This window comes from Rhizobium sp. P28RR-XV (assembly GCF_012641385.1).
GTDB lineage: Bacteria > Pseudomonadota > Alphaproteobacteria > Rhizobiales > Rhizobiaceae > Rhizobium.
The window spans coordinates 300967-320370 of sequence record NZ_JABAIG010000002.1; the positions used below are offsets into that span (position 1 = coordinate 300967).

17 protein-coding genes are annotated in these 19404 nt (G+C 62.3%); 12 read left to right on the plus strand and 5 right to left on the minus strand.

What is annotated here, in order from left to right; all coding sequences use genetic code 11:
• Positions 1 to 21: 21 nt before the first annotated feature.
• Positions 22 to 1635 carry an AMP-binding protein gene (locus HGP12_RS05065; RefSeq protein WP_168838311.1) on the minus strand — a complete coding sequence of 538 codons (1614 nt, stop codon included), beginning with the start codon at positions 1633 to 1635 and terminating at the stop codon, positions 22 to 24.
• A 298-nt stretch (positions 1636 to 1933) separates the two neighbouring features.
• On the opposite strand from HGP12_RS05065, the gene HGP12_RS05070 reads away from it, so the two are divergent.
• The 8 genes from HGP12_RS05070 (at position 1934) to HGP12_RS05105 (ending at position 11161) form a co-directional block, all read left to right on the plus strand.
• Positions 1934 to 4252 carry a bifunctional salicylyl-CoA 5-hydroxylase/oxidoreductase gene (locus HGP12_RS05070; RefSeq protein ID WP_168838310.1) on the plus strand — a complete coding sequence of 773 codons (2319 nt, stop codon included), beginning with the start codon at positions 1934 to 1936 and terminating at the stop codon, positions 4250 to 4252.
• Positions 4253 to 4259: 7 nt separating this feature from the next.
• Complete coding sequence (locus HGP12_RS05075; protein WP_168838309.1) at positions 4260 to 5039, plus strand: SDR family NAD(P)-dependent oxidoreductase; 780 nt, start codon at positions 4260 to 4262, stop codon at positions 5037 to 5039.
• A gap of 3 nt (positions 5040 to 5042) precedes the next feature.
• The gene (locus HGP12_RS05080) at positions 5043 to 5894 is read left to right on the plus strand and encodes an enoyl-CoA hydratase family protein (RefSeq protein ID WP_168838308.1); all 852 of its coding nucleotides are present in this window, start codon (positions 5043 to 5045) and stop codon (positions 5892 to 5894) included.
• Positions 5895 to 5898: 4 nt separating this feature from the next.
• On the plus strand, positions 5899 to 7077 hold the full coding sequence (locus HGP12_RS05085; protein WP_168838307.1) for an acyl-CoA dehydrogenase family protein: 1179 nt from the start codon (positions 5899 to 5901) through the stop codon (positions 7075 to 7077).
• 112 nt (positions 7078 to 7189) lie between these two features.
• Entirely contained in the window at positions 7190 to 8371 is a 1182-nt protein-coding gene (locus HGP12_RS05090; RefSeq protein ID WP_168838306.1) for an acyl-CoA dehydrogenase, read from the plus strand.
• A gap of 8 nt (positions 8372 to 8379) precedes the next feature.
• Positions 8380 to 8811, plus strand: a complete 432-nt coding sequence (locus HGP12_RS05095; RefSeq protein WP_168838305.1) for a thioesterase family protein — start codon at positions 8380 to 8382, stop codon at positions 8809 to 8811.
• Entirely contained in the window at positions 8789 to 9184 is a 396-nt protein-coding gene (locus tag HGP12_RS05100; protein WP_120664857.1) for a RidA family protein, read from the plus strand. Before HGP12_RS05095 ends, HGP12_RS05100 begins: the two co-directional genes overlap by 23 nt.
• A gap of 21 nt (positions 9185 to 9205) precedes the next feature.
• Positions 9206 to 11161 carry a 3-hydroxyacyl-CoA dehydrogenase NAD-binding domain-containing protein gene (locus tag HGP12_RS05105; RefSeq protein ID WP_168838304.1) on the plus strand — a complete coding sequence of 652 codons (1956 nt, stop codon included), beginning with the start codon at positions 9206 to 9208 and terminating at the stop codon, positions 11159 to 11161.
• A gap of 19 nt (positions 11162 to 11180) precedes the next feature.
• On the opposite strand, the gene HGP12_RS05110 is transcribed toward HGP12_RS05105, so the two are convergent.
• From HGP12_RS05110 to HGP12_RS05120, 3 genes are all read right to left on the minus strand, one after another.
• Entirely contained in the window at positions 11181 to 12392 is a 1212-nt protein-coding gene (locus tag HGP12_RS05110) for an adenylate/guanylate cyclase domain-containing protein (protein ID WP_168838303.1), read from the minus strand.
• Between the two features lie 154 nt (positions 12393 to 12546).
• A complete protein-coding gene (locus HGP12_RS05115; protein WP_168838302.1) occupies positions 12547 to 13449 on the minus strand; it encodes an SDR family oxidoreductase in 903 nt (300 codons plus the stop codon).
• Positions 13450 to 13535: 86 nt separating this feature from the next.
• Positions 13536 to 14276, minus strand: coding sequence for an SDR family oxidoreductase (locus HGP12_RS05120; protein ID WP_168838301.1), 741 nt, complete (start codon positions 14274 to 14276; stop codon positions 13536 to 13538).
• 122 nt (positions 14277 to 14398) lie between these two features.
• On the opposite strand from HGP12_RS05120, the gene HGP12_RS05125 reads away from it, so the two are divergent.
• The 3 genes from HGP12_RS05125 (at position 14399) to HGP12_RS05135 (ending at position 17393) form a co-directional block, all read left to right on the plus strand.
• Entirely contained in the window at positions 14399 to 15310 is a 912-nt protein-coding gene (locus tag HGP12_RS05125; protein WP_168838300.1) for a LysR family transcriptional regulator, read from the plus strand.
• A gap of 149 nt (positions 15311 to 15459) precedes the next feature.
• Positions 15460 to 16806: an LLM class flavin-dependent oxidoreductase gene (locus HGP12_RS05130; RefSeq protein ID WP_168838299.1), complete on the plus strand. Its 1347-nt coding sequence runs from the start codon at positions 15460 to 15462 to the stop codon at positions 16804 to 16806.
• A 23-nt stretch (positions 16807 to 16829) separates the two neighbouring features.
• Positions 16830 to 17393, plus strand: coding sequence for a carboxymuconolactone decarboxylase family protein (locus tag HGP12_RS05135; protein WP_168838298.1), 564 nt, complete (start codon positions 16830 to 16832; stop codon positions 17391 to 17393).
• Between the two features lie 162 nt (positions 17394 to 17555).
• On the opposite strand, the gene HGP12_RS05140 is transcribed toward HGP12_RS05135, so the two are convergent.
• On the minus strand, positions 17556 to 17984 hold the full coding sequence (locus HGP12_RS05140; RefSeq protein WP_168838297.1) for an OsmC family protein: 429 nt from the start codon (positions 17982 to 17984) through the stop codon (positions 17556 to 17558).
• Between the two features lie 151 nt (positions 17985 to 18135).
• On the opposite strand from HGP12_RS05140, the gene HGP12_RS05145 reads away from it, so the two are divergent.
• On the plus strand, positions 18136 to 19401 hold the full coding sequence (locus tag HGP12_RS05145; protein ID WP_168838296.1) for a glycerate kinase: 1266 nt from the start codon (positions 18136 to 18138) through the stop codon (positions 19399 to 19401).
• Positions 19402 to 19404: the final 3 nt, after the last annotated feature.

Below are 19404 nucleotides of genomic sequence, written 5' to 3' on the forward strand. Positions count from 1 at the left end.
AAACGTCGCCTGGCGGTATCCTTAGCTACGCAGGCGGAAGCGCTGTATCTTGCCCGATTCCGTCTTCGGCAGAGCCTCGACGAAGACGATGGAGCGCGGATATTTGTAGGGCGCGATGACGGCCTTCACATGATCCTGCAGCGCCTTGACCAGCAGATCCGATCCGGTGACACCTGACACCAGCACGACATGCGCCTGCACGATGTGACCTCGCTCCTCGTCCGGCTTGCCGATGACGGCGCATTCGAGCACATCGGCATGCGAAAGAAGCGCTGCCTCGACTTCCGGTCCGGCAATATTGTAGCCGGCGGAAAGAATGATGTCGTCCGAACGCGCGGCGAAGTGGAAATAGCCTTCCTCGTCCTGAACGAAACTGTCGCCCGTCAGGTTCCAGCCATCGCGCACATAGTCGGCCTGCCTGTGGTCGGCGAGATAGCGGCAGCCGATCGGCCCGCGAACGACGAGCTTGCCGATCGTGCCGCTGGGAACCTCGTTCATCTCGTCATCGACGACACGGGCCTCATAGCCGGTCAGCGGCTTGCCCGTGCAATTCGGCCGGACGTCGGAAAGACGGTTGGAGATGAAGATGTGCAGCAACTCGGTCGAGCCGATTCCGTCGAGGATCGGCTTGCCGGTCTTGCGCGTCCACTCTTCGAAGATCGGTCCCGGCAGCGTTTCGCCGGCGGAAACCGCAATCCGCAGCGATGAAAGATCGGCCCCCTCGTCCATTGCCGCCAGCATGGCGCGATAGGCCGTCGGCGCGGTGAAGCTGATGGTCGCGCCATATTCCTGGATGATCTCGACCATGTTCTTCGGCGACGCGTTTTCCAGCAAGGCCGTCGACGCGCCGAAACGCAAGGGGAAGACGACCAGGCCGCCAAGCCCGAAGGTGAAGGCGATCGGCGGCGAACCGATGAAGACGTCATCCGGCGTGACCTGCAGCACTTCCCTGGCATAGGCATCGGCGATGATCAGGATATCCCGATGAAAATGCATGGTCGCCTTGGGCACACCCGTCGATCCCGAGGTGAAACCGAGCAGCGCCACATCGTCCCGCCCGGTTTTGACCGGTTCGAAGCGCACCGGCTTGTTGAGCGCGATCCTGTCGAGTTCGGCATCGTGATTGGCGGTGCCATCGAAGCCGACCACCTGCTTCAGGAAACGGCTGTCCTTGGCGGCAGCGACGAGTTCCTCCACCAGCCTGGTATCGCAGAGCGCGAACGAGATTTCCGCCTTGTCGATGATCTTCGAAAGCTCGCCCGCCCGTAGCATCGGCATGGTGTTGACCGCGACGGCTCCGACCTTCGTCACCGCCAGCCAGCAGGCGATCATGGCGGGATTGTTTCCGGAGCGGATGAGCACGCGATTGCCGGGCTTGACGCCGAAATTCTCGATGAGCGCGTGGGCGATGCGATTGGTCCAGTCCGCCAGTTCCTTATAGGTGCGGCGACGGCCGTTGCCGATCAGCGCGACGTTGTCGCCAAAACCCTTCTCGACCATGCGGTCGCTGAGCTCGAAACCGGCATTCAGCCATTCCGGATAGTCGAAACCATCCATCCGCAGCTCGGGCCATTCGTCAAAAGGCGGCAGATTGTCTCGCGTGAATGTATCGGTATGGCCGGTCGGTCCCAGCATTGCCTTGCTCCCGCATTCCTATCGTTCAAAGCCACCGTCGCCGCTTTCCCCAGCGGCACATGCAGCGTTGTCAAAAAGGATCGCACCGAAGCCCGCAATGTTCAAGCAAGAAATTTTAAGCCTAAACTATTTTTGGATTTCCATTGATTTAAAATAACAATTTTCAGTTTTTACGATATTGTGATCATCTGCTATCCGCATATCCCGGCAGGAAAAGCCTTGACGAATGACGGCGACGAGATATTTTAAACTTAAATGATTTTGAAATCGGCTCCGGCCGGACGAGGAGGGAAAAGCGATGCGCATCGTCTGTATCGGCGGCGGCCCCGCAGGGCTCTACTTCGCGCTTCTGATGAAGAAGCTCCATCCCGAGCATTCGATCCACGTCGTCGAGCGCAACCGCCCCTATGATACTTTCGGCTGGGGCGTCGTCTTCTCCGACGCGACCATGATTTCGATGCGGGAATGGGATCCCGAAAGTGCTGCCGAAATCGAGGACGCCTTCAACCATTGGGACGATATCGAGGTTCTGTTCAAGGGTACGCGCCAGCGTACATCGGGCCACGGCTTCGTCGGCATCGGCCGCAAGAAACTTTTGAATATCCTGCAGAAGCGCTGCGAGGCGCTCGACGTCGAGCTGATCTTCGAAACCGACGTCAATTCCGATCTGGATTACCCGGACGCCGATCTGATCATCGGCTCGGACGGCCTCAATTCCAGGATTCGCAATCATTATCCCGAAGTCTTCCAGCCGGATATGATCACACGGCCGAACCGCTATATCTGGCTCGGCACGAACAAGCTTTTCGACGCCTTCACCTTCGATTTCCGCCGTACGGATCACGGCTGGTTCCAGGCGCATATCTACAAGTTCGACGACAAGACCTCGACCTTCATCGTCGAGACGACGGAAGAGGCCTATCTCGCCCACGGCCTCGACAAGATCGACCAGGACGGCTCCATAGCCTTCTGCGAAAACCTGTTCTCCGAAGTGCTCGAAGGCGCTTCGCTCATGACCAATGCGCGCCATATCCGCGGCTCGGCCTGGCTGAACTTCAACCGCTTGATCTGCGGCAAGTGGAGCCATTTCAACGGCGATTCCCATGTCGTGCTGATGGGCGATGCCGCGCACACCGCGCATTTCGCCATCGGCTCCGGCACCAAGCTCGCCATCGACGATGCGATCGAACTCACCCGGCAGTTCCAGATCCACGGGCACGAGAAGGATAAGATTCCGGCCGTCCTTGAGACCTACGAGGAAATCCGCCGCGTCGACGTCGCCCGCATTCAGAACGCCGCTCGCAATGCGATGGAATGGTTCGAAGTCGTCGGACGCCGCTATGCCGATACGCTCGAGCCGCCGCAATTCATGTATTCGATGCTGACCCGCTCACAGCGTATCAGCCACGAAAATCTGAGGCTCCGCGACAAGACCTGGCTCGAGGGCTATGAGCGCTGGTTCGCCGAGAAATCCGGCCTTGCCGTCGGCAACGACCGGTGCCTGCCGCCGATGTTCACGCCCTATCGCCTGCGTGATGTCCAGCTCGTCAACCGCATCGTCATGTCGCCGATGGCGATGTATTCGGCCGCGGACGGTGTGATGAACGATTTCCACATCGTCCATCTCGGCTCGCGCGCGCTTGGGGGCGCCGGTTTGATCTTCGCGGAAATGACCTGCGTCACCCCGGATGCCCGTATCACGCCCGGCTGCCTCGGCCTCTGGAACGAGGCGCAGGTCGCTCAGTGGAAGCGCCTCGTCGACTTCGTTCACATGAACAGCGCCGCCAAGGTCGGCGTCCAGATCGGCCATGCCGGCCGCAAGGGCGCGACGAAGCTCGCCTGGGAAGGCATCGACCAGCCGCTTGCCGAAGGCGACTGGCCGCTAATCTCCGCATCGGCAATCCCTTACCTCAAGAACAGCCAGGTGCCGAAGGCCATGGACCGCGCCGACATGGAGCGCGTCAAGGCCGACTTCATCCGATCGACGCGGCTCGCGATCGAGACCGGCGCGGACTGGCTGGAACTGCATTGCGCCCATGGCTATCTGCTATCGAGTTTCCTGTCGCCCTTGACCAACTTGCGCGACGACGAGTACGGCGGGAGCCATGAAAACCGCGCCCGCTATCCGCTGGAAATCTTCAAGGCGATGCGCGCAATCTGGCCGGCGGACAAGCCGATCTCCGTACGCCTCTCCTGTCATGACTGGACCGATGGCGGCAATACGCCGGAAGATGCGGCGATCTTCGCCCGCATGTTCAAGGAAGCCGGCGCCGACCTGATCGATTGCTCATCGGGCCAGGTATCGAAAGAAGAAAAACCGGTTTATGGCCGCCTGTTCCAGACGCCCTTCTCCGACAAGATCCGCAACGAAATCGGCATCCCCACCATCGCCGTCGGTGCGATCTCGGAGGCCGATCATGCCAATTCGATCATCGCCGCCGGCCGCGCCGATCTTTGCGCCGTCGCCCGCCCGCATCTGGCGGATCCGGCCTGGGCGCTGCATGAAGCCGCCAAGATCGGCCTGACTTCCATTCCCTGGCCGAAGCAATATGTTTCCGGCAAGACGCAGTATGAAACCAACCTCGCCCGCGCGGCCACCGCTGCACCGGCGAAATGAGGATGAGATGACGACTTCGGGCAAACTCGCCGGCCGTCACGCGCTTGTCACCGGGGCCGGCAGCGGCATTGGGGCCGCGATCGCCAAGGCGCTGGCCGCCGAGGGCGCGCGCGTCAGCCTGGCCGGTCGCCGCAGGGAGCCATTGGAGGCGGTCGTGGCCGAGATCGGCGCCCATGGGTTCGTTATCGACGGCTTCGATGTCACCAGCCCCGACGCCGTGGCGCAAGGCCTCGCCAAAGCACGCGAAAAATTCGGCCCGGTCGATATCCTCGTCAACAATGCCGGCGAAGCACCGAGCGCGCCCTTCGAGAAGACGACGCTGGAGGCCTGGAACCATGTCCTTACGGTCGACCTGACCGGTGTTTTTGTGGTGACGCAGGCAGTCCTCCCCGACCTGAAAGCTCGTGGCACCGGCGCGCGCATCATCAATATCGCCTCGACGGCCGGTCTGAAGGGTTATGGCTACGTCTCAGCCTACGTGGCCGCCAAGCATGGCGTCGTCGGCCTCACCCGCTCGCTGGCGCTGGAACTGGCGAAGACCGGCATCACAGTGAATGCCGTCTGCCCCGGCTTTACCGATACGCCGATCATCCAGCGCTCGATCGAGACGATCATCGCCAAGTCAGGGCGCACCGCCGAGCAGGCGCTTGGCGAATTCACAAAATCCAATCCGCAGGGACGGCTGATAAAGCCGGAAGAGGTTGCCGACACCGTGCTGTGGCTGGCCTCGCCGGCTGCGGCGTCGATCAATGGACAGGCAATCGCGGTTGCTGGTGGGGAGATTTGAGGGATGAGCGAACGCGACATGACGATGAAGGGCCATCTGAAGCCCTTTAAGGATTTGAAGCCGGAGCACTTCCTCTGGGAGGTCAGCGAAGACGGCCGCGTCGCCACCATCCGCCTGAACCGCCCGGAACGTAAGAATCCACTAACCTTCGACAGCTATGCCGAACTGCGCGATCTCTTCCGCGATCTCGCCTATGCCTCCGATATCCGCGCCATCGTGCTGACGGGCGCGGGCGGCAATTTCTCCTCCGGCGGCGATGTCTTCGAAATCATCGAGCCGCTGACCCGCATGGCCATGCCCGAGCTTCTGGCTTTCACGCGCATGACCGGCGATCTCGTCAAGGCGATGCGCAAATGCCCGCAACCGATCATTTCAGCAGTCGACGGCATCTGCGCCGGCGCCGGCGCCATCCTTGCCATGGCCTCCGATCTGAGGCTGGCGACGCCGGAGGCCAAGACGGCTTTTCTCTTCACCCGCGTCGGCCTTGCCGGTGCCGACATGGGCGCTTGCGGCATCCTGCCCCGCATCATCGGCCAGGGCCGCGCCGCCGAGCTTCTCTTTACCGGCCGCGCGATGACAGGAGCGGAAGGACAAGCCTGGGGCTTTTACAACGGCCTGCACGCCAGTGCCGATCTGGAGCAGGAAGCGGTCAAGCTCGCCCGCTCGCTGGCCGACGGCCCCTGGTTCGCCCATGGCATGACCAAGACCATGCTGAACCAGGAATGGGCGATGGGCATCGATGAGCTGATCGAATCCGAGGCGCAGGCCCAGGCGATCTGCATGGCGACGCAGGATTTCCGCCGCGCCTTCGAGGCTTTCGCCGCCAAGCGCCGGCCGGAATTCCAGGGGGATTGAACGGATGTCCAAGGCAAGCAGCCTCCCCGGCCCGACACGCGATCATCTGGACTGGCCCTTCTTCGGGGAGCGCCATCACCGCTTCACAGCCGAGGTCGATGCCTTCGCAAAGTCCGGCGTTATGGCGTCGATCGATCATGCCGATGTCGATGGCGCATGCCGGAAGCTGGTCAAGGCACTGGGCGAAGCCGGACTCCTGACCGCCGCTACAGGCTCGTCCGACAGCGAACCGCTGATCGATTCCCGTATGGTCTGCCTCGCCCGCGAAACGCTAGCCTGGCATGACGGCCTTGCCGATTTCGCCTTTGCCATGCAGGGCCTCGGCACCGGCGCGATCGGCCTCTCCGGCTCGCCGGAATTGCGCTCGGCCGTTTTGCCCAAGGTGCGCTCCGGCGATTGGCTCGCCGCCTTCGCGCTGTCGGAGAAGTATGCCGGCTCCGATGTGGCCGCGATGAGCTGCGCTGCTCGTCTCGACGGCGATCACTATGTTCTCGATGGCGAGAAGACTTGGATTTCCAATGGCGGCATCGCCGATGTCTACACCGTCTTCGCCCGCACCGGCGAAGCGCCGGGAACCCGCGGCATTTCCGCCTTCGTCGTCTACGCCGACGATCCCGGCTTCTCGATTGCCGAACGCATCGAGGTGATTGCGCCGCATCCGCTGGCGACGATCCGCTTCGACAATTGCCGCATCCCCGCATCGCGCCGTCTCGGCACACCCGGCGAAGGCTTCAAGATCGCCATGCGCACGCTCGATATCTTCCGCGCTTCGGTCGCCGCTGCCGGCCTCGGCTTTGCCCGCCGCGCGCTGGACGAGTCGTTAGCGCATGTCCGCACGCGGCCGATGTTCGGCGCGGCACTCGCCGACCTTCAGTTGACGCAGGCCGCCCTCGGCGATATGGCGACCGGCATCGACGCGGCGGCATTGCTCACCTATCGGGCAGCCTGGCGTCGCGACGTGCAGCGCTTGCCGACGACACGCGAGGCGGCCATGGCCAAGATGACGGCGACGGAAACCGCGCAGAGCGTCATCGACCGCGCCGTCCAGCTCTTTGGCGGACGCGGCGTGAAATCAGGCGAGATAACGGAAAAACTCTATCGGGAGATCCGCGCGCTTCGCATCTATGAAGGTGCGACGGAGGTTCAGAAACTCATCGTCGCGCGCGAACTTTTGAAGGCCTAGAGCAATTCCAGGAAAAGTGCGAAGCGGTTTTCCTGGAATTGCGTGAACAAAGAGATTGAGCGGTTCAGTGCTAACTGGAAACACTGAACCGCTCTAATGGGAGATTGAGAGCATGAGCCGCGAGATTTTCGACTGGGCCGACCCGTTCCGGCTGCCCGAGCAACTGAGCGACGACGAACGCATGGTGCTGGATACCGCGCATTCCTACGCGCAGGAAAAGCTCAGCCCCCGCGTCCTCGAAGCCTTCCGCCACGAAAAGACCGATCCGGCGATCTTCCGCGAAATGGGCGAGCTCGGCCTTCTCGGCCCGACGATTTCTCCGGAATACGGCGGCGCCGGCCTCAGCTATGTCGCCTACGGCCTGATCGCCCGCGAAGTCGAACGCGTCGACAGCGGCTATCGCTCGATGATGAGCGTTCAGTCCTCGCTTGTCATGGTACCGATCGAGACCTTCGGCTCGGACGCGCAGAAGCAGAAATATCTGCCGAAGCTCGCGACGGGCGAATGGATCGGCTGCTTTGGCCTCACCGAACCGAACCACGGCTCCGATCCCGGCTCGATGGTCACGCGGGCGAAGAAGGTCGACGGCGGCTACAGCCTGACGGGCGCCAAGACCTGGATCTCGAACGCACCGATCGCCGATGTCTTCGTCGTCTGGGCAAAGACCGAGGATGGCCTCATCCGTGGCTTCATTCTCGAAAAGGGCTGGAAAGGCCTGTCGGCGCCCGCGATCCACGGCAAGGTCGGACTTCGCGCGTCGATCACCGGCGAAGTCGTGATGGACAATGTCTTCGTGCCCGAAGAAAACCTGATGCCGAACGTCTCCGGCCTCAAAGGCCCCTTCACCTGCCTCAACTCGGCGCGCTTCGGCATCGCCTGGGGTGCGCTTGGTGCCGCCGAGGATTGCTATGCCAGGGCACGCCAATATGTGCTCGACCGCAAGCAGTTCGGCCGTCCCCTTGCCGCCAACCAACTCATCCAGAAGAAGCTTGCCGATATGGTGACCGAGATCACGCTCGGCCTGCAGGGCTGCCTGCGTCTCGGCCGCATGAAGGAAGAAGGCCATCCGCCTGTCGAACTCACCTCCATCCTCAAGCGCAATAGCTGCGGCAAGGCGCTGGATATCGCCCGCGCGGCGCGCGACATGCTCGGTGGCAATGGTATTTCCGATGAGTTCGGCATCGCGCGTCATCTCGTCAACCTCGAAGTGGTCAACACCTATGAGGGCACGCACGATATCCACGCCCTCATCCTCGGCCGTGCCATCACCGGCATCGCCGCCTTTTCGAACTGAGGCCCGCCTTGGCGTTCAAAACCACCAGACCCCTGCGTTTCGGAGATTGCGATCCCTCCGGGATCGCCTATTTCCCCTCCTACCTGAACATCCTCGTCGGGGTGCTGGAAGACTATTTCGCTTCGATTGGTTTTTCCTGGCGAAAGCTGATCGACGACCGCGGCATCGGTGTCCCCACCGTGCGGCTCGATCTGACCTTCATGAAGCCGGGCTTGCAGGGTGACGAACTCGAATTCGTGCTGACGGTGCGCGGCATCGGTCGCTCCTCGCTCGACCTGGAACATCAGGTCTCGGCGAATGGCCATGTGTTGTGGACGGCTACGCATCGCGTCGTCGCCACCTCCCTCGACAACAATAAATCCATTGCATGGCCGGATGATATCCGCGCCGTGCTGACCTCTCATCTGGAGACGACCGATGCACACCATCCTGCAACCTGAAGGCTGGGCCAAGCCGATCGGCTATGCCAATGGCATGGCGGCGACGGGCCGCATGGTGTTCGTCGGCGGCCAGGTCGGCTGGAATGCCGCCTGCCAATTCGAAAGCGATGATTTCGTGGAGCAGGTGCGCCAGACATTGAAGAATGTCGTTGCCATCCTGGCCGAAGGCGGTGCTGAACCGAAGCATATCACCTCGATGACCTGGTATTTCACCGACAAGCAGGAATATCTCGGCAATCTGAAGGGTCTCGGCCAGGCCTATCGCGAGATTATCGGCCGGCACTTCCCGGCCATGGCCGCCGTACAGGTCGTCGCCCTCGTCGAGGATCGCGCCAAGATCGAAATCCAGGCAACCGCCGTCATCCCGGAATAATATCGGAAGGCTGATAAGATCATGTCGGCATTGCGCTTTTCGGATACCATCTCGGCGGAATTGACCGACGGGATCCTCGTTGTCACCATAGACAATGCGCCCGTCAACACTCTTTCCGCCGATGTCAGGGCCGGTCTGATGGCGGTGCTTGATCACGCCGAGAAAGACGGCGCGGTCACCAGCGTCGTTCTCACTGGCGCGGGCAGCACCTTCATCGGTGGCGCCGACATCAAGGAATTCGGCAAGCCATCGGTCGAGCCATTGCTGCCCGATATCATCACTCGTATCGAAGCCTTTCCGAAGCGCGTTATCGCAGCGATCAATGGTGCAGCCCTCGGCGGCGGCCTGGAAGTGGCGCTTGCCTGCCATCGCCGCCTTGCCGCGCCGGCTGCGAAGCTGGGCCTGCCGGAAGTCAAGCTTGGCATCGTGCCCGGTGCCGGCGGCACGCAGCGCCTGCCGCGGCTCATCGGCATCGCCGCCGCCATCGACATGATCGCCAACGGCCGCGTCGTCTCCGCCGCCGAAGCGCTCAAGCTCGGCATCGTCGATGACATACCCAACGGCGAGCTGATCGCCGAGGCCAGAACCACCGTCACCGCCCCCATGCGCCGCACGGGATTGCTGGCGGTTCCTTCGGAGGCCTCGGAAACAATCGCCAAAGCAGCGGCGGACGCATTAAGCAAGGCCCGCGGCCAGCGTGCACCCGCCGAAGCTGTCCGCCTCGTACGCTTGGCGGCTACCGCCCCCCTTTCGGAAGGGCTTGCCGAAGAGCGCCGCACATTCGTCGAACTCCGTGACAGCGACGAGGCCGCCGCCTTGCGCCATGTCTTTTTCGCCGAACGTGCCGCCGGCAAGGTCGCGGGGCTTGAGACCGTCGCTCCACGCAAGATCGAAACCGTCGGCATCGTCGGCACCGGCCTGATGGGGTCGGGTATCGCCGTCTCCGCACTCAACGGCGGCTATCGCGTCATCGGCATCGAGCAGAATGCCGCGGCAGCCGAAAAGGGCCGCGAACGGATCGCCGAGCTGCTCGACAAGGCAGTGCAAACCGGACGCCTCGATACGGCCGGCCGAGAGGACCGTCTCGGCCGGTTGACGGTCACCGCCGATACGCAGCAGCTAGTGCAGGCCGATATCGTCATCGAAGCCGTCTTCGATGATCTCGCCGTCAAGACCGAGCTGTTCCAACGCCTTGACGGCATCGTCCGCGCCGATACGATTCTCGCAACCAATACGAGCTATCTCGATCCCGAAGCCATTGCCGCTGCCACAGAGCTGCCGGAGCGTGTCGTCGGGCTGCATTTCTTCTCGCCGGCCAATATTATGCGACTGCTGGAAGTGGTGAACTGCAAGGAGACGGCGCCCGACGTGCTGGCGACAGCCCTTGCCCTCGCAAAACGGCTGGGTAAGCTGCCTATCATCTCAGGCGTCACCGAAGGCTTCATCGGCAATCGCGTCTTTTCCGCCTATCGCCGCGAAGCGGAATACATGGTGGAGGATGGCGCCTCGCCGCAGGAGATCGATACGGCTCTGGAAGCCTACGGCTTCCCGATGGGGCCATTTGCCGTCTTTGACATGGCGGGACTGGAAATTGCCTGGGCACGCCGCAAGCGGCAAGCGGCAATCCGTGATCCGGCGGAGCGTTACGTCGTCATCGCCGACCGGCTCTGCGAAGCCGGACGCTTCGGCCAGAAGACCGGGCGTGGCTGGTATGCCTATCCCGACGGCAAACGGACTGTCGATCCCGAGGTAACAGCCATGATCGAAGCCGCGCGCGCGGAGAAAGACATCGTGCCGAAACACTTCACGGCGGACGAGATCGCCGCCCGGCTCCTGAAAGCCATGGCCGACGAAGGCGAACTGCTGCTCTCGGAAGGCATCGCCGCGCGCGCAAGCGATATCGACCTCGTCATGATCAACGGCTACGGCTTTCCCGCCAGCAAGGGTGGCCCGATGTTTGCCGCCGATCGCCGCTGAGAGCGCTTCCGGTGGACGGTCAGGCGGCCGAAGACAGCAGCGTGAACAGTTCCTGCGGCCGCTTGACACCGCGCAGCGCATAGCGGCCGACGGAAACGAGATCGTTGCTCTCCTGGCCCGACAGCGCCTCAACGAAATTTGCCGACATCAGGATGTTGCGGTCGGCCGATCGGCACATCGAGGCGATGCGGCTGACTTCATTGACGGCCGGGCCGATGACGGTGAAATCAAGCCGGTCCATGCTGCCGATATTGCCGTAGAAGACGTCGCCGATGTGCAGGCCGAGATAGACCTCCGTCACGGGCCGGCCCTCGATCTGCCGCTGCGAGTTGAGGTCGCGCAGCCGCTGGCGCAGTAGCGATTCCGCCATCAGCGCGGCGGCGCAAGCGTCGGCGGAATTCCTGGCCTTGAAAATCGCCAGCGTGCCGTCACCGATCAGCTTCAGCACATTGCCGCCAGCTTCATGGATCGAGGAAATGACCGCATCGGCGTAAGCATTCAGCATCGGGATGATTTCATCCGGCTCGGCTGTATCCGAGATGCGCGTGTAGTTGGCGAGATCGGAAAACCAGAGCGCCGCCGAAATCCGCTCCGTCTTGCCGCGCGTGATCTTGCCCTCAAGGACATGCCGGGCCGCATCTTCGCCGAGATAGACCTCGGCAATGGTACGGGCGATGCGGCTCATGCCCGTGCACTTGATCGCCAGCGCCAGGGCCGGCGTCAGCTTGCGCAGCACGCGCAGATCTTCGTCCGGAAAGCCCATTTCCGCAGCCGTGGCGAAGTTGGAATAGAAGCAATCCATCTCGCCGATCGTGCCGCCCTCTTCGAAGCGGTGCACCATCGCGATATAGTCGGTGTGGCCATCTGCCAACAGCGTATCGAGCCCGTAGAAATCCGTCGGTTCGCCAAAGCCGATCCGTCGGCGCACTTCGTCCTCACCGGTCGTCAACATGTGATAGAAGGCGGAACGCTGCCAGTTTTCGGAGGCGATCCCCTGATGTGTCGGGCCGTATTCGAACTCACGTTCGATCACCTGATTGCCATCCCAGCGGAAGGCACGCCCTTCATAGACCGGATGCAGCGTATCCATCAGCGCCATGGCCCGATCAAGGTTCAGGCCATGCAGACGGCACTGCTCGCAGAAACCCGAGAGGATATCGACTTCAGTCATCCCCTTGAGACCGGCCTGCATGAGCCAGCTGGCAATTTCGCCAATGTCCTTCGCGTCCATGGATATCTCCCGACCCTCTGAAGGATTCGCTTTAGTACGAAACGTGTACACTTGGAATGCCGTACTGCACAAATAGTCTCGACGAACGTAAGTCATCGCCGCTCCTGTGGCACAGAAGCGGCGATTTGACACGCTGGAAGGTGACGGCGAAGCTTCAACCCTGGATATGGGGCTTCAGCAAATCCTCCAGCCCGATCCGCCGGAAGAGTTCCGCGCGAACCCGGTCGGCAACACCATTGACGATCTCAGCACCATCCTCGGAAGGATCTATATGGGTACGGAAGGGGCGCGTGCCAAACGGCATGTCGACGACTTCGACGATCGTGGTCGCGACCGAGGCGGCATCGGCATCCGCCGGCTCCAGCGAGGCAAGCCCCTTCAGCGCCTGATCGGGAACGCCGGCATAAGGGCCGTTGTCATATTCAGCGGCACGGGCCTTGTCGGCCGGGGAGCCGGAATGGGCGAAGTGGTTCGTGCCTTTCGTGAAGGCGCCGGGCACGATGATCGCGGTTTCGATGCCCCAGCGCGCCAGCTCCGAAGCATAGGAAACGGCAAGCGAGTCCATGGCGGCCTTGGCTGCGAAGTAAGGCGACAGATAGGGCGGCGTGCCGCCGCGCGTGCTGGACGAGGAGACCCAGACGACTAGCCCCTCGCCTTCCTTGCGCATGTGTGGCAGGACGGCGCGATTGACGCGCTGGGTGCTGAGTACGTTGATATCGTATAACTCGGCGAACTGCTCGGGCGTGAAGGCCTCGGCCGGGCCGAAGGACATGTGACCCGCATTATGGATGACGGTATCGATGCGACCCTGCTCAGCGATAACAGCGGCAATGCCGGCTTCTACGGAAGCATCCGATGCGACATCGAGTTCGACGGTTCTGAGATCGACGCCGTTTTCCTCGGCAAATGCCGCCGCTGCGGCAACCTGCACCGCGTTGCGCCCCTTGGTTTCGCGGATGCCGGCATAGACCGTGTGGCCTGCCTCGGCGAGAGCGCGTGCCGTCAGAGCGCCGAAGCCGCTCGATGCACCGGTAATAACGATGACTTGCTTGCTCATGATCCTGTTCCTTTGCTGGATCGGCCGTTGTTGACGATCGATGGGCTGGGGGGTCGGCGACAGGCACTACCCTGCGCCTCATTGGCTCAGATCATGCCGCCATTGGCGCGCAGCGTCTGGCCGTTGATCCAGCCGCCGTCCGGGCCGACAAGGAAGGAAACGGCAGCGGCAATATCCTGCGGTGTGCCGAGCCGTTCCAGCGGGTTCATCCTGGCCATGCGGTCGATGAGTTCGTCGCTCTTGCCGTTCAGGAAGAGATCTGTGGACGTCGGGCCGGGAGCAACCGCATTGACCGTGATCGAGCGACCGCGCATCTCCTTCGCCATGATGCCGGTCATAAGCTCGACCGCTGCCTTCGTCGCGGCATAGACGCCATAGGTTTCGAGCTTGAGGCCGACGATGCTGGTCGAGAAGTTGACGATGCGGCCGCCGTCACGCAGGCGCTTGCCGGCTTCGCGCAGCGCATTGAACGTGCCCTTGAGATTGATGGCGATATGGCGGTCGAAATGCGCGTCGTCGGCATCGGTAATCTTGGCGAGCTGCATGATGCCGGCATTGTTGACGAGGACATCGACACCGCCGAAGGCTGCCTCGGCCGCATCGAACATGCGGCGCACTGCATCCACATCAGAGACATCGGCTTTCGCGGTCAGCGCCTTGCCGCCCTTTTCCTCGATCTTGCGAGCGAGTTCCTCGGCGGCGGCTTCGCTGCCGGAATAGTTGATGACAACAGTGAGGCCGTCTTCGGCCAGACGCTCGGCGATCGCGGCGCCGATGCCGCGGGATGCGCCGGTAACGATTGCTACCTTGTTGGAATTGCTGCTCATTTTCCTCATCCTTTCGTTGCTCTGCGCCGTAGCGCGTTTCGATGAGGAGAAGATGTCCCTTTTCATCGGGCGGATAATCAGCCATTAATCGGCATCACTATCCGAAATTGGCGAACAAATAGATGGACAGATTCGATGCCATGCGGGTGTTTTGCCGGGTCGTGGAACGACGCAGTTTCACATTGGCGGCCGAGGACACCGGCCTGCCCCGCTCGACGGTGACCGATGCGGTCAAGCAGCTTGAGGCGCGGCTCGGCGTGCGCTTGCTGCGGCGCACGACGCGGCATGTGAGCCCGACGCTCGACGGAGAAGCCTATTACCAGCGCTGCCTGCGCATCCTCTCCGATATCGAGGATGCGGAAGGCGCCTTTGCCGGTGCCAAGCCGAAGGGCGTGCTACGAGTTGATGTGCACGGCACGCTTGCGCGGCACTTCGTCCTGCCGAACCTGCTTTCCTTCCTCGAAACCTATCCCGATATCGAACTGCAGATCACCGAAGGCGACCGGTTCGTCGATTTGATCCGTGAAGGGATCGACTGCGTGCTGCGCGTCGGCACGCTGCAGGATAGCGATATGATCGGCCGCCGCGTCGCGATGCTCGAAGAGGTGACGCTTGCGGCACCCACCTATGTCGAACGTTTCGGCATGCCGGCCCATCCGGACAGGCTCGACGGTCACCGCATGGTCGGCTTCCGCTCCTCCGCGACGGGCGGGCTGCTGCCACTGGAATTCCAGATCGATGGCGCCGTGCGCGAAATTACCCTGCCGGCCACCATCTCGGTCAATGCGGCTGAGAGTTACTTCGCGGCGGCCAAACTCGGCCTCGGCCTGATCCAGGTCCCGCGCTACCACGCAGAGGAAGCCTTACGATCGGGCGAGCTGCTGCATGTCCTTGAGGACTATCCACCGACTCGAACGCCCGTCTCGATGCTCTATCCGCGCAGCCGCCAGCTTTCGCCGCGGGTCCGCGTCTTCATAGATTGGCTTGTGAAGGTTTTTGCCGGACAGAACGTGGCTGAAAGCCCGGCCGGATGAATATTCCGCGAAAGCGATCAAATAAATGAAATCGGCTCTTTGAATGCGCGGCAGGCACGCCTACGTCGTAGTGCATTACCTCGCTGACGGTACTGTCGCGACCTCATGACAGCCTGGCGATTTTCGAGAGAGAGCCCGAGAGAGAGCCAATGACCGAACAGAAGCAATTGAAGCTTGGCGCCTTCATGCGCCCCGTCAGCCTGCATACCGGAGCCTGGCGCTATCCCGGTTCTTATCCGGATGCCAATTTCAATTTCCAGCATATCAAGAGCTTCGCGCAGGAGCTGGAAAAGGCAAAATTCGATGCCTTCTTCATGGCGGATCACCTCGCGGTTCTCAACATGCCGATCGAGGCCCTGAAGCGCAGCCAGACGGTCACCTCTTTCGAGCCTTTCACCCTGCTTTCGGCGCTCGCTGCCGTCACCGAGCGGATCGGTCTCGTCGCCACCGCCTCCACCACCTTCGACCTGCCCTATCATATCGCCCGCCGCTTCGCCTCTCTTGATCATATCAGCGGCGGCCGCGCCGGCTGGAACATCGTCACCACGTCCAATCCCGATGCCGCCCTTAATTTTGGCCTCGAAGAGCATATGGAACATGGCGAGCGCTACCATCGCGCCCGCGAATTCTATGATGTGGTCACCGGCCTCTGGGACAGCTTCGCCGATGACGCCTTCATCCACGACGCCGAAAGCGGCATCTTCTTCGATCCCGAACGGATGCATGTGCTTGGGCATAAGGGCGAAGAGCTCAGTGTCCGCGGTCCCCTTAACATCGCCCGCCCGCCGCAGGGCTGGCCTGTCATCGTCCAGGCGGGTCAATCCGATGTCGGCCGCCAGCTCGCCGCCGAGACGGCGGAAGCGGTCTTCGCTGCCCCACGCAATCTTGCCGACGGCAAGGCGATCTTCGCCGATATCAAGGGACGGATGAGAGAGATCGGCCGCAACCCGGATCACCTGAAAATCCTGCCCGCCGCATTCATCGTCGTCGGGGATACAATCGAGGAGGCAAAGGCCAAACGCGCCAAGCTTGATAGCCTCGTCCATTACGACAGCGCGATTGCGTCGCTATCGATCGCGCTTGGGCACGATGCCTCCGGCTTCGATCCAGACGGACCGCTGCCGGCAACTCCGGAGACCAATGCCAGCAAGAGTGGCCGCGAACGTGTTATCGCGCTTGCCGAAGCGGAAAAGCTGACCGTGCGCCAGCTTGCCCAGCGTCTCGGCGGCTATGCCGGCCTCGCCTTCGTCGGCACGCCGCAGAGCATCGCCGACGAGATGGAGCAATGGCTGCATGAAGAAGGCTCGGATGGCTTCAACGTCGTCTTCCCCTTCCTGCCGCAGGGACTGCTTGACGTGACGACCCGCGTTGTTCCGGAGCTCCACCGCCGTGGCATCTTCCGCCGCGACTACGAAGGCACGACATTGCGCGAACACCTTGGCCTGCCGCGCCCGGAAAACCGTTTCTTCAAGGCAACGCCTGTGGCAGCGCGGTAAGAGAGTCCAGCAAAGAGAGTGAAATGAGCCATATCACGCCGATCGATTACGAGACCGCTTCAGACGCCGTACGTGCCGAGCATGATCGAGAGATGCAGCTGCGCGGCCGCATGACGAACATGAAGCGGACGCTACTGCATTCGCCGGTGGCGCATCGCATCTATGCGGAATGGTTTCCCCTGCGCGAAGAACTGCGTCCGTCACTGGACGACCGCGCCGTCTGGCTGCTTTGCCATGTCATCGCGCTCGAATGCCGCTCGATCATCCCGGTCGGCTTCTTCCGGCGCGCGCTGATCAATGCCGGCCTGACGCCGGAAACGATCGTGCCGAGCAAGGACGAAGCGTTGCTGATCGAGTTCGGCAGGGCGATCGTCAGGGATTCCAACGCGATTCCTGAAGACGTCTGGGCGCGGCTAAAAGCCCGCTATGACGAGCCGACGCTCGCCAACCTCGTCGCCTTCGCCGGCATCATGATCGCAACGGCGATCTACAACAATGCCGTGAAGGTCGATATCGACCCGGAGCTTGGACCTTATCTTGAAGGGTTCGAGCTGCCGGCGAGGCAAGAGAAAGGCCCCTCACCCTAACCCTCTCCCCGCACGCGGGGAGAGGGGACGATCAGCGTATCCTCGCTTAACTCAGTGCTAAGGGAGGGACGGCGATGGCACGGCTGTCCCCTTCGCCCCGTCAAAACGGGGAGAAGGTGCCCGACAGGGCGGATGAGGGGCCTTCGCCACCTGCTCCCAACCTCACCCCGAAATGACAGTCGAAAACTGAGGATTGCCGCGGATCGTATTGCTCACGGTGCAGATTTCATCTTCGGCGGCGTGCGCGATCGCGTTACGGACCTCATCGCCGAAATCGCCCTTGATGGTGAAGGCAATGTTGAATTTCTCGACGCGGGAAAGGCCTTCGGTGGCTTTTTCGCCGGTTACGACGGCGGTCACTTCGGTCAGCTTGTCGAGCACGCCGAGGCTGCTTGCCGCCATGCGGGCGCTGAGGACCAGGCAGGCCGAGAGTGATGAATAGAGCAGATCGAGCGGGTTGAAACCAGGCTGCGACGGCGAGGTAACGATGTCGATCTCGCCGCCCGTCACCGAGGTCACATGCGGAAGGCCGGTGCGGCCGACGGTGGCGGTGGCGCCGGTCTGCCTCGTCTTCACTTTCAGTTCGGCCATGTCGAAAATCCTTGAAATAAAAGCGTGAAACCCTTTCCCTCTACATAGGAATTCATCGCGCAGGACACAATTGCAGTTCCCGCCCCTTGCGTCTCCCAGCCAGTTAAGCCACCAAATGGTTACAAGCTCATCGCAAGACAGGCAGATTGACATGACCGTTACCGACCCCCGCGCCTTCCTGACCTCGCTGTTCGATGCCGCCGTTCGCGCCGCTGATCCGCTGACCGGCATTCGCGCGCATCTGCCGGCCAAGCCCAAGGGCCGGACGATCGTCATCGGCGCCGGCAAGGGTTCGGCGCAGATGGCCGCCGCGCTGGAACAATGCTGGGATGGCCCGCTGGAGGGCCTGGTGGTGACGCGATACGGCTTCTTCGCTCCTTGCCGCCAGATCGAGATCATCGAAGCGGCCCACCCGGTGCCGGATGACGCGGGCCTCATCGCCTCCCGCCGGCTTCTGAAACTTGTCGAGGGCCTGACGGAAGACGATCTGGTGATCGCGCTGATATCAGGCGGCGGCTCGGCGCTGCTGCCGTCGCCGGCCGGTTCGCTGAGCCTTGCCGACGAGATCGCTGTCAACAAGGCGCTGCTGGCCTCCGGCGCGCCGATCTCGGCGATGAATGTCATTCGCAAGCACCTGTCGACCATCAAGGGCGGCCGGCTGGCCGCCGCCGCCCATCCAGCCAAGGTCGTCTCCCTCGTGGTCTCGGACATTCCCGGCGACGATCCGGCGCTGGTCGCTTCCGGCCCGACCGTGCCGGGTGCCGGCACGCGCGCGGAAGCGCTCGACCTCATCCGCCTCTACCGCATCGAACTGCCGCCGGCCGTTCTCGCCCATATCGAGAAAGCCGATGCCGATGCGCCGCGTCCGGGCGATCCGCGCTTTGCCGGTCATGAAGTCCATATCATCGCCTCCGCCGGCGTCTCCCTGAAGGCAGCTGCCGAAGTGGCGCGCGCCGCCGGCATCGAAACCGCCATTCTCTCCGACGCCATAGAGGGTGAGGCCCGCGAGGCAGCGCATGTCCACGCCGCCATCGCCCGCGAGGTGCTTCACCGCAATCGCCCCTTCGCCAAGCCGATCGTTCTGCTATCGGGCGGCGAGACGACGGTGACGCTGAAAGGCAAGGGCAAGGGCGGACGAAACTCCGAATTCCTGCTGTCGCTGGCGATCGATATCGGCGGCCATGACGGCATTCATGCCATGGCCGCCGATACTGATGGCATAGACGGCAGCGAAGATAATGCCGGCGCCTTCGCCGACGCGAGCACGGTGGCGCGGCTGCGCGAAGCCGGAATGGTTCCCGCCGACTTGCTTGCGAACAACGATGCCTGGACAGCTTTCAACGCAATCGGCGATCTCTTCGTACCCGGGCCGACCGGGACGAACGTCAACGACTTCCGCGCTATCCTCATCGTGTAACTG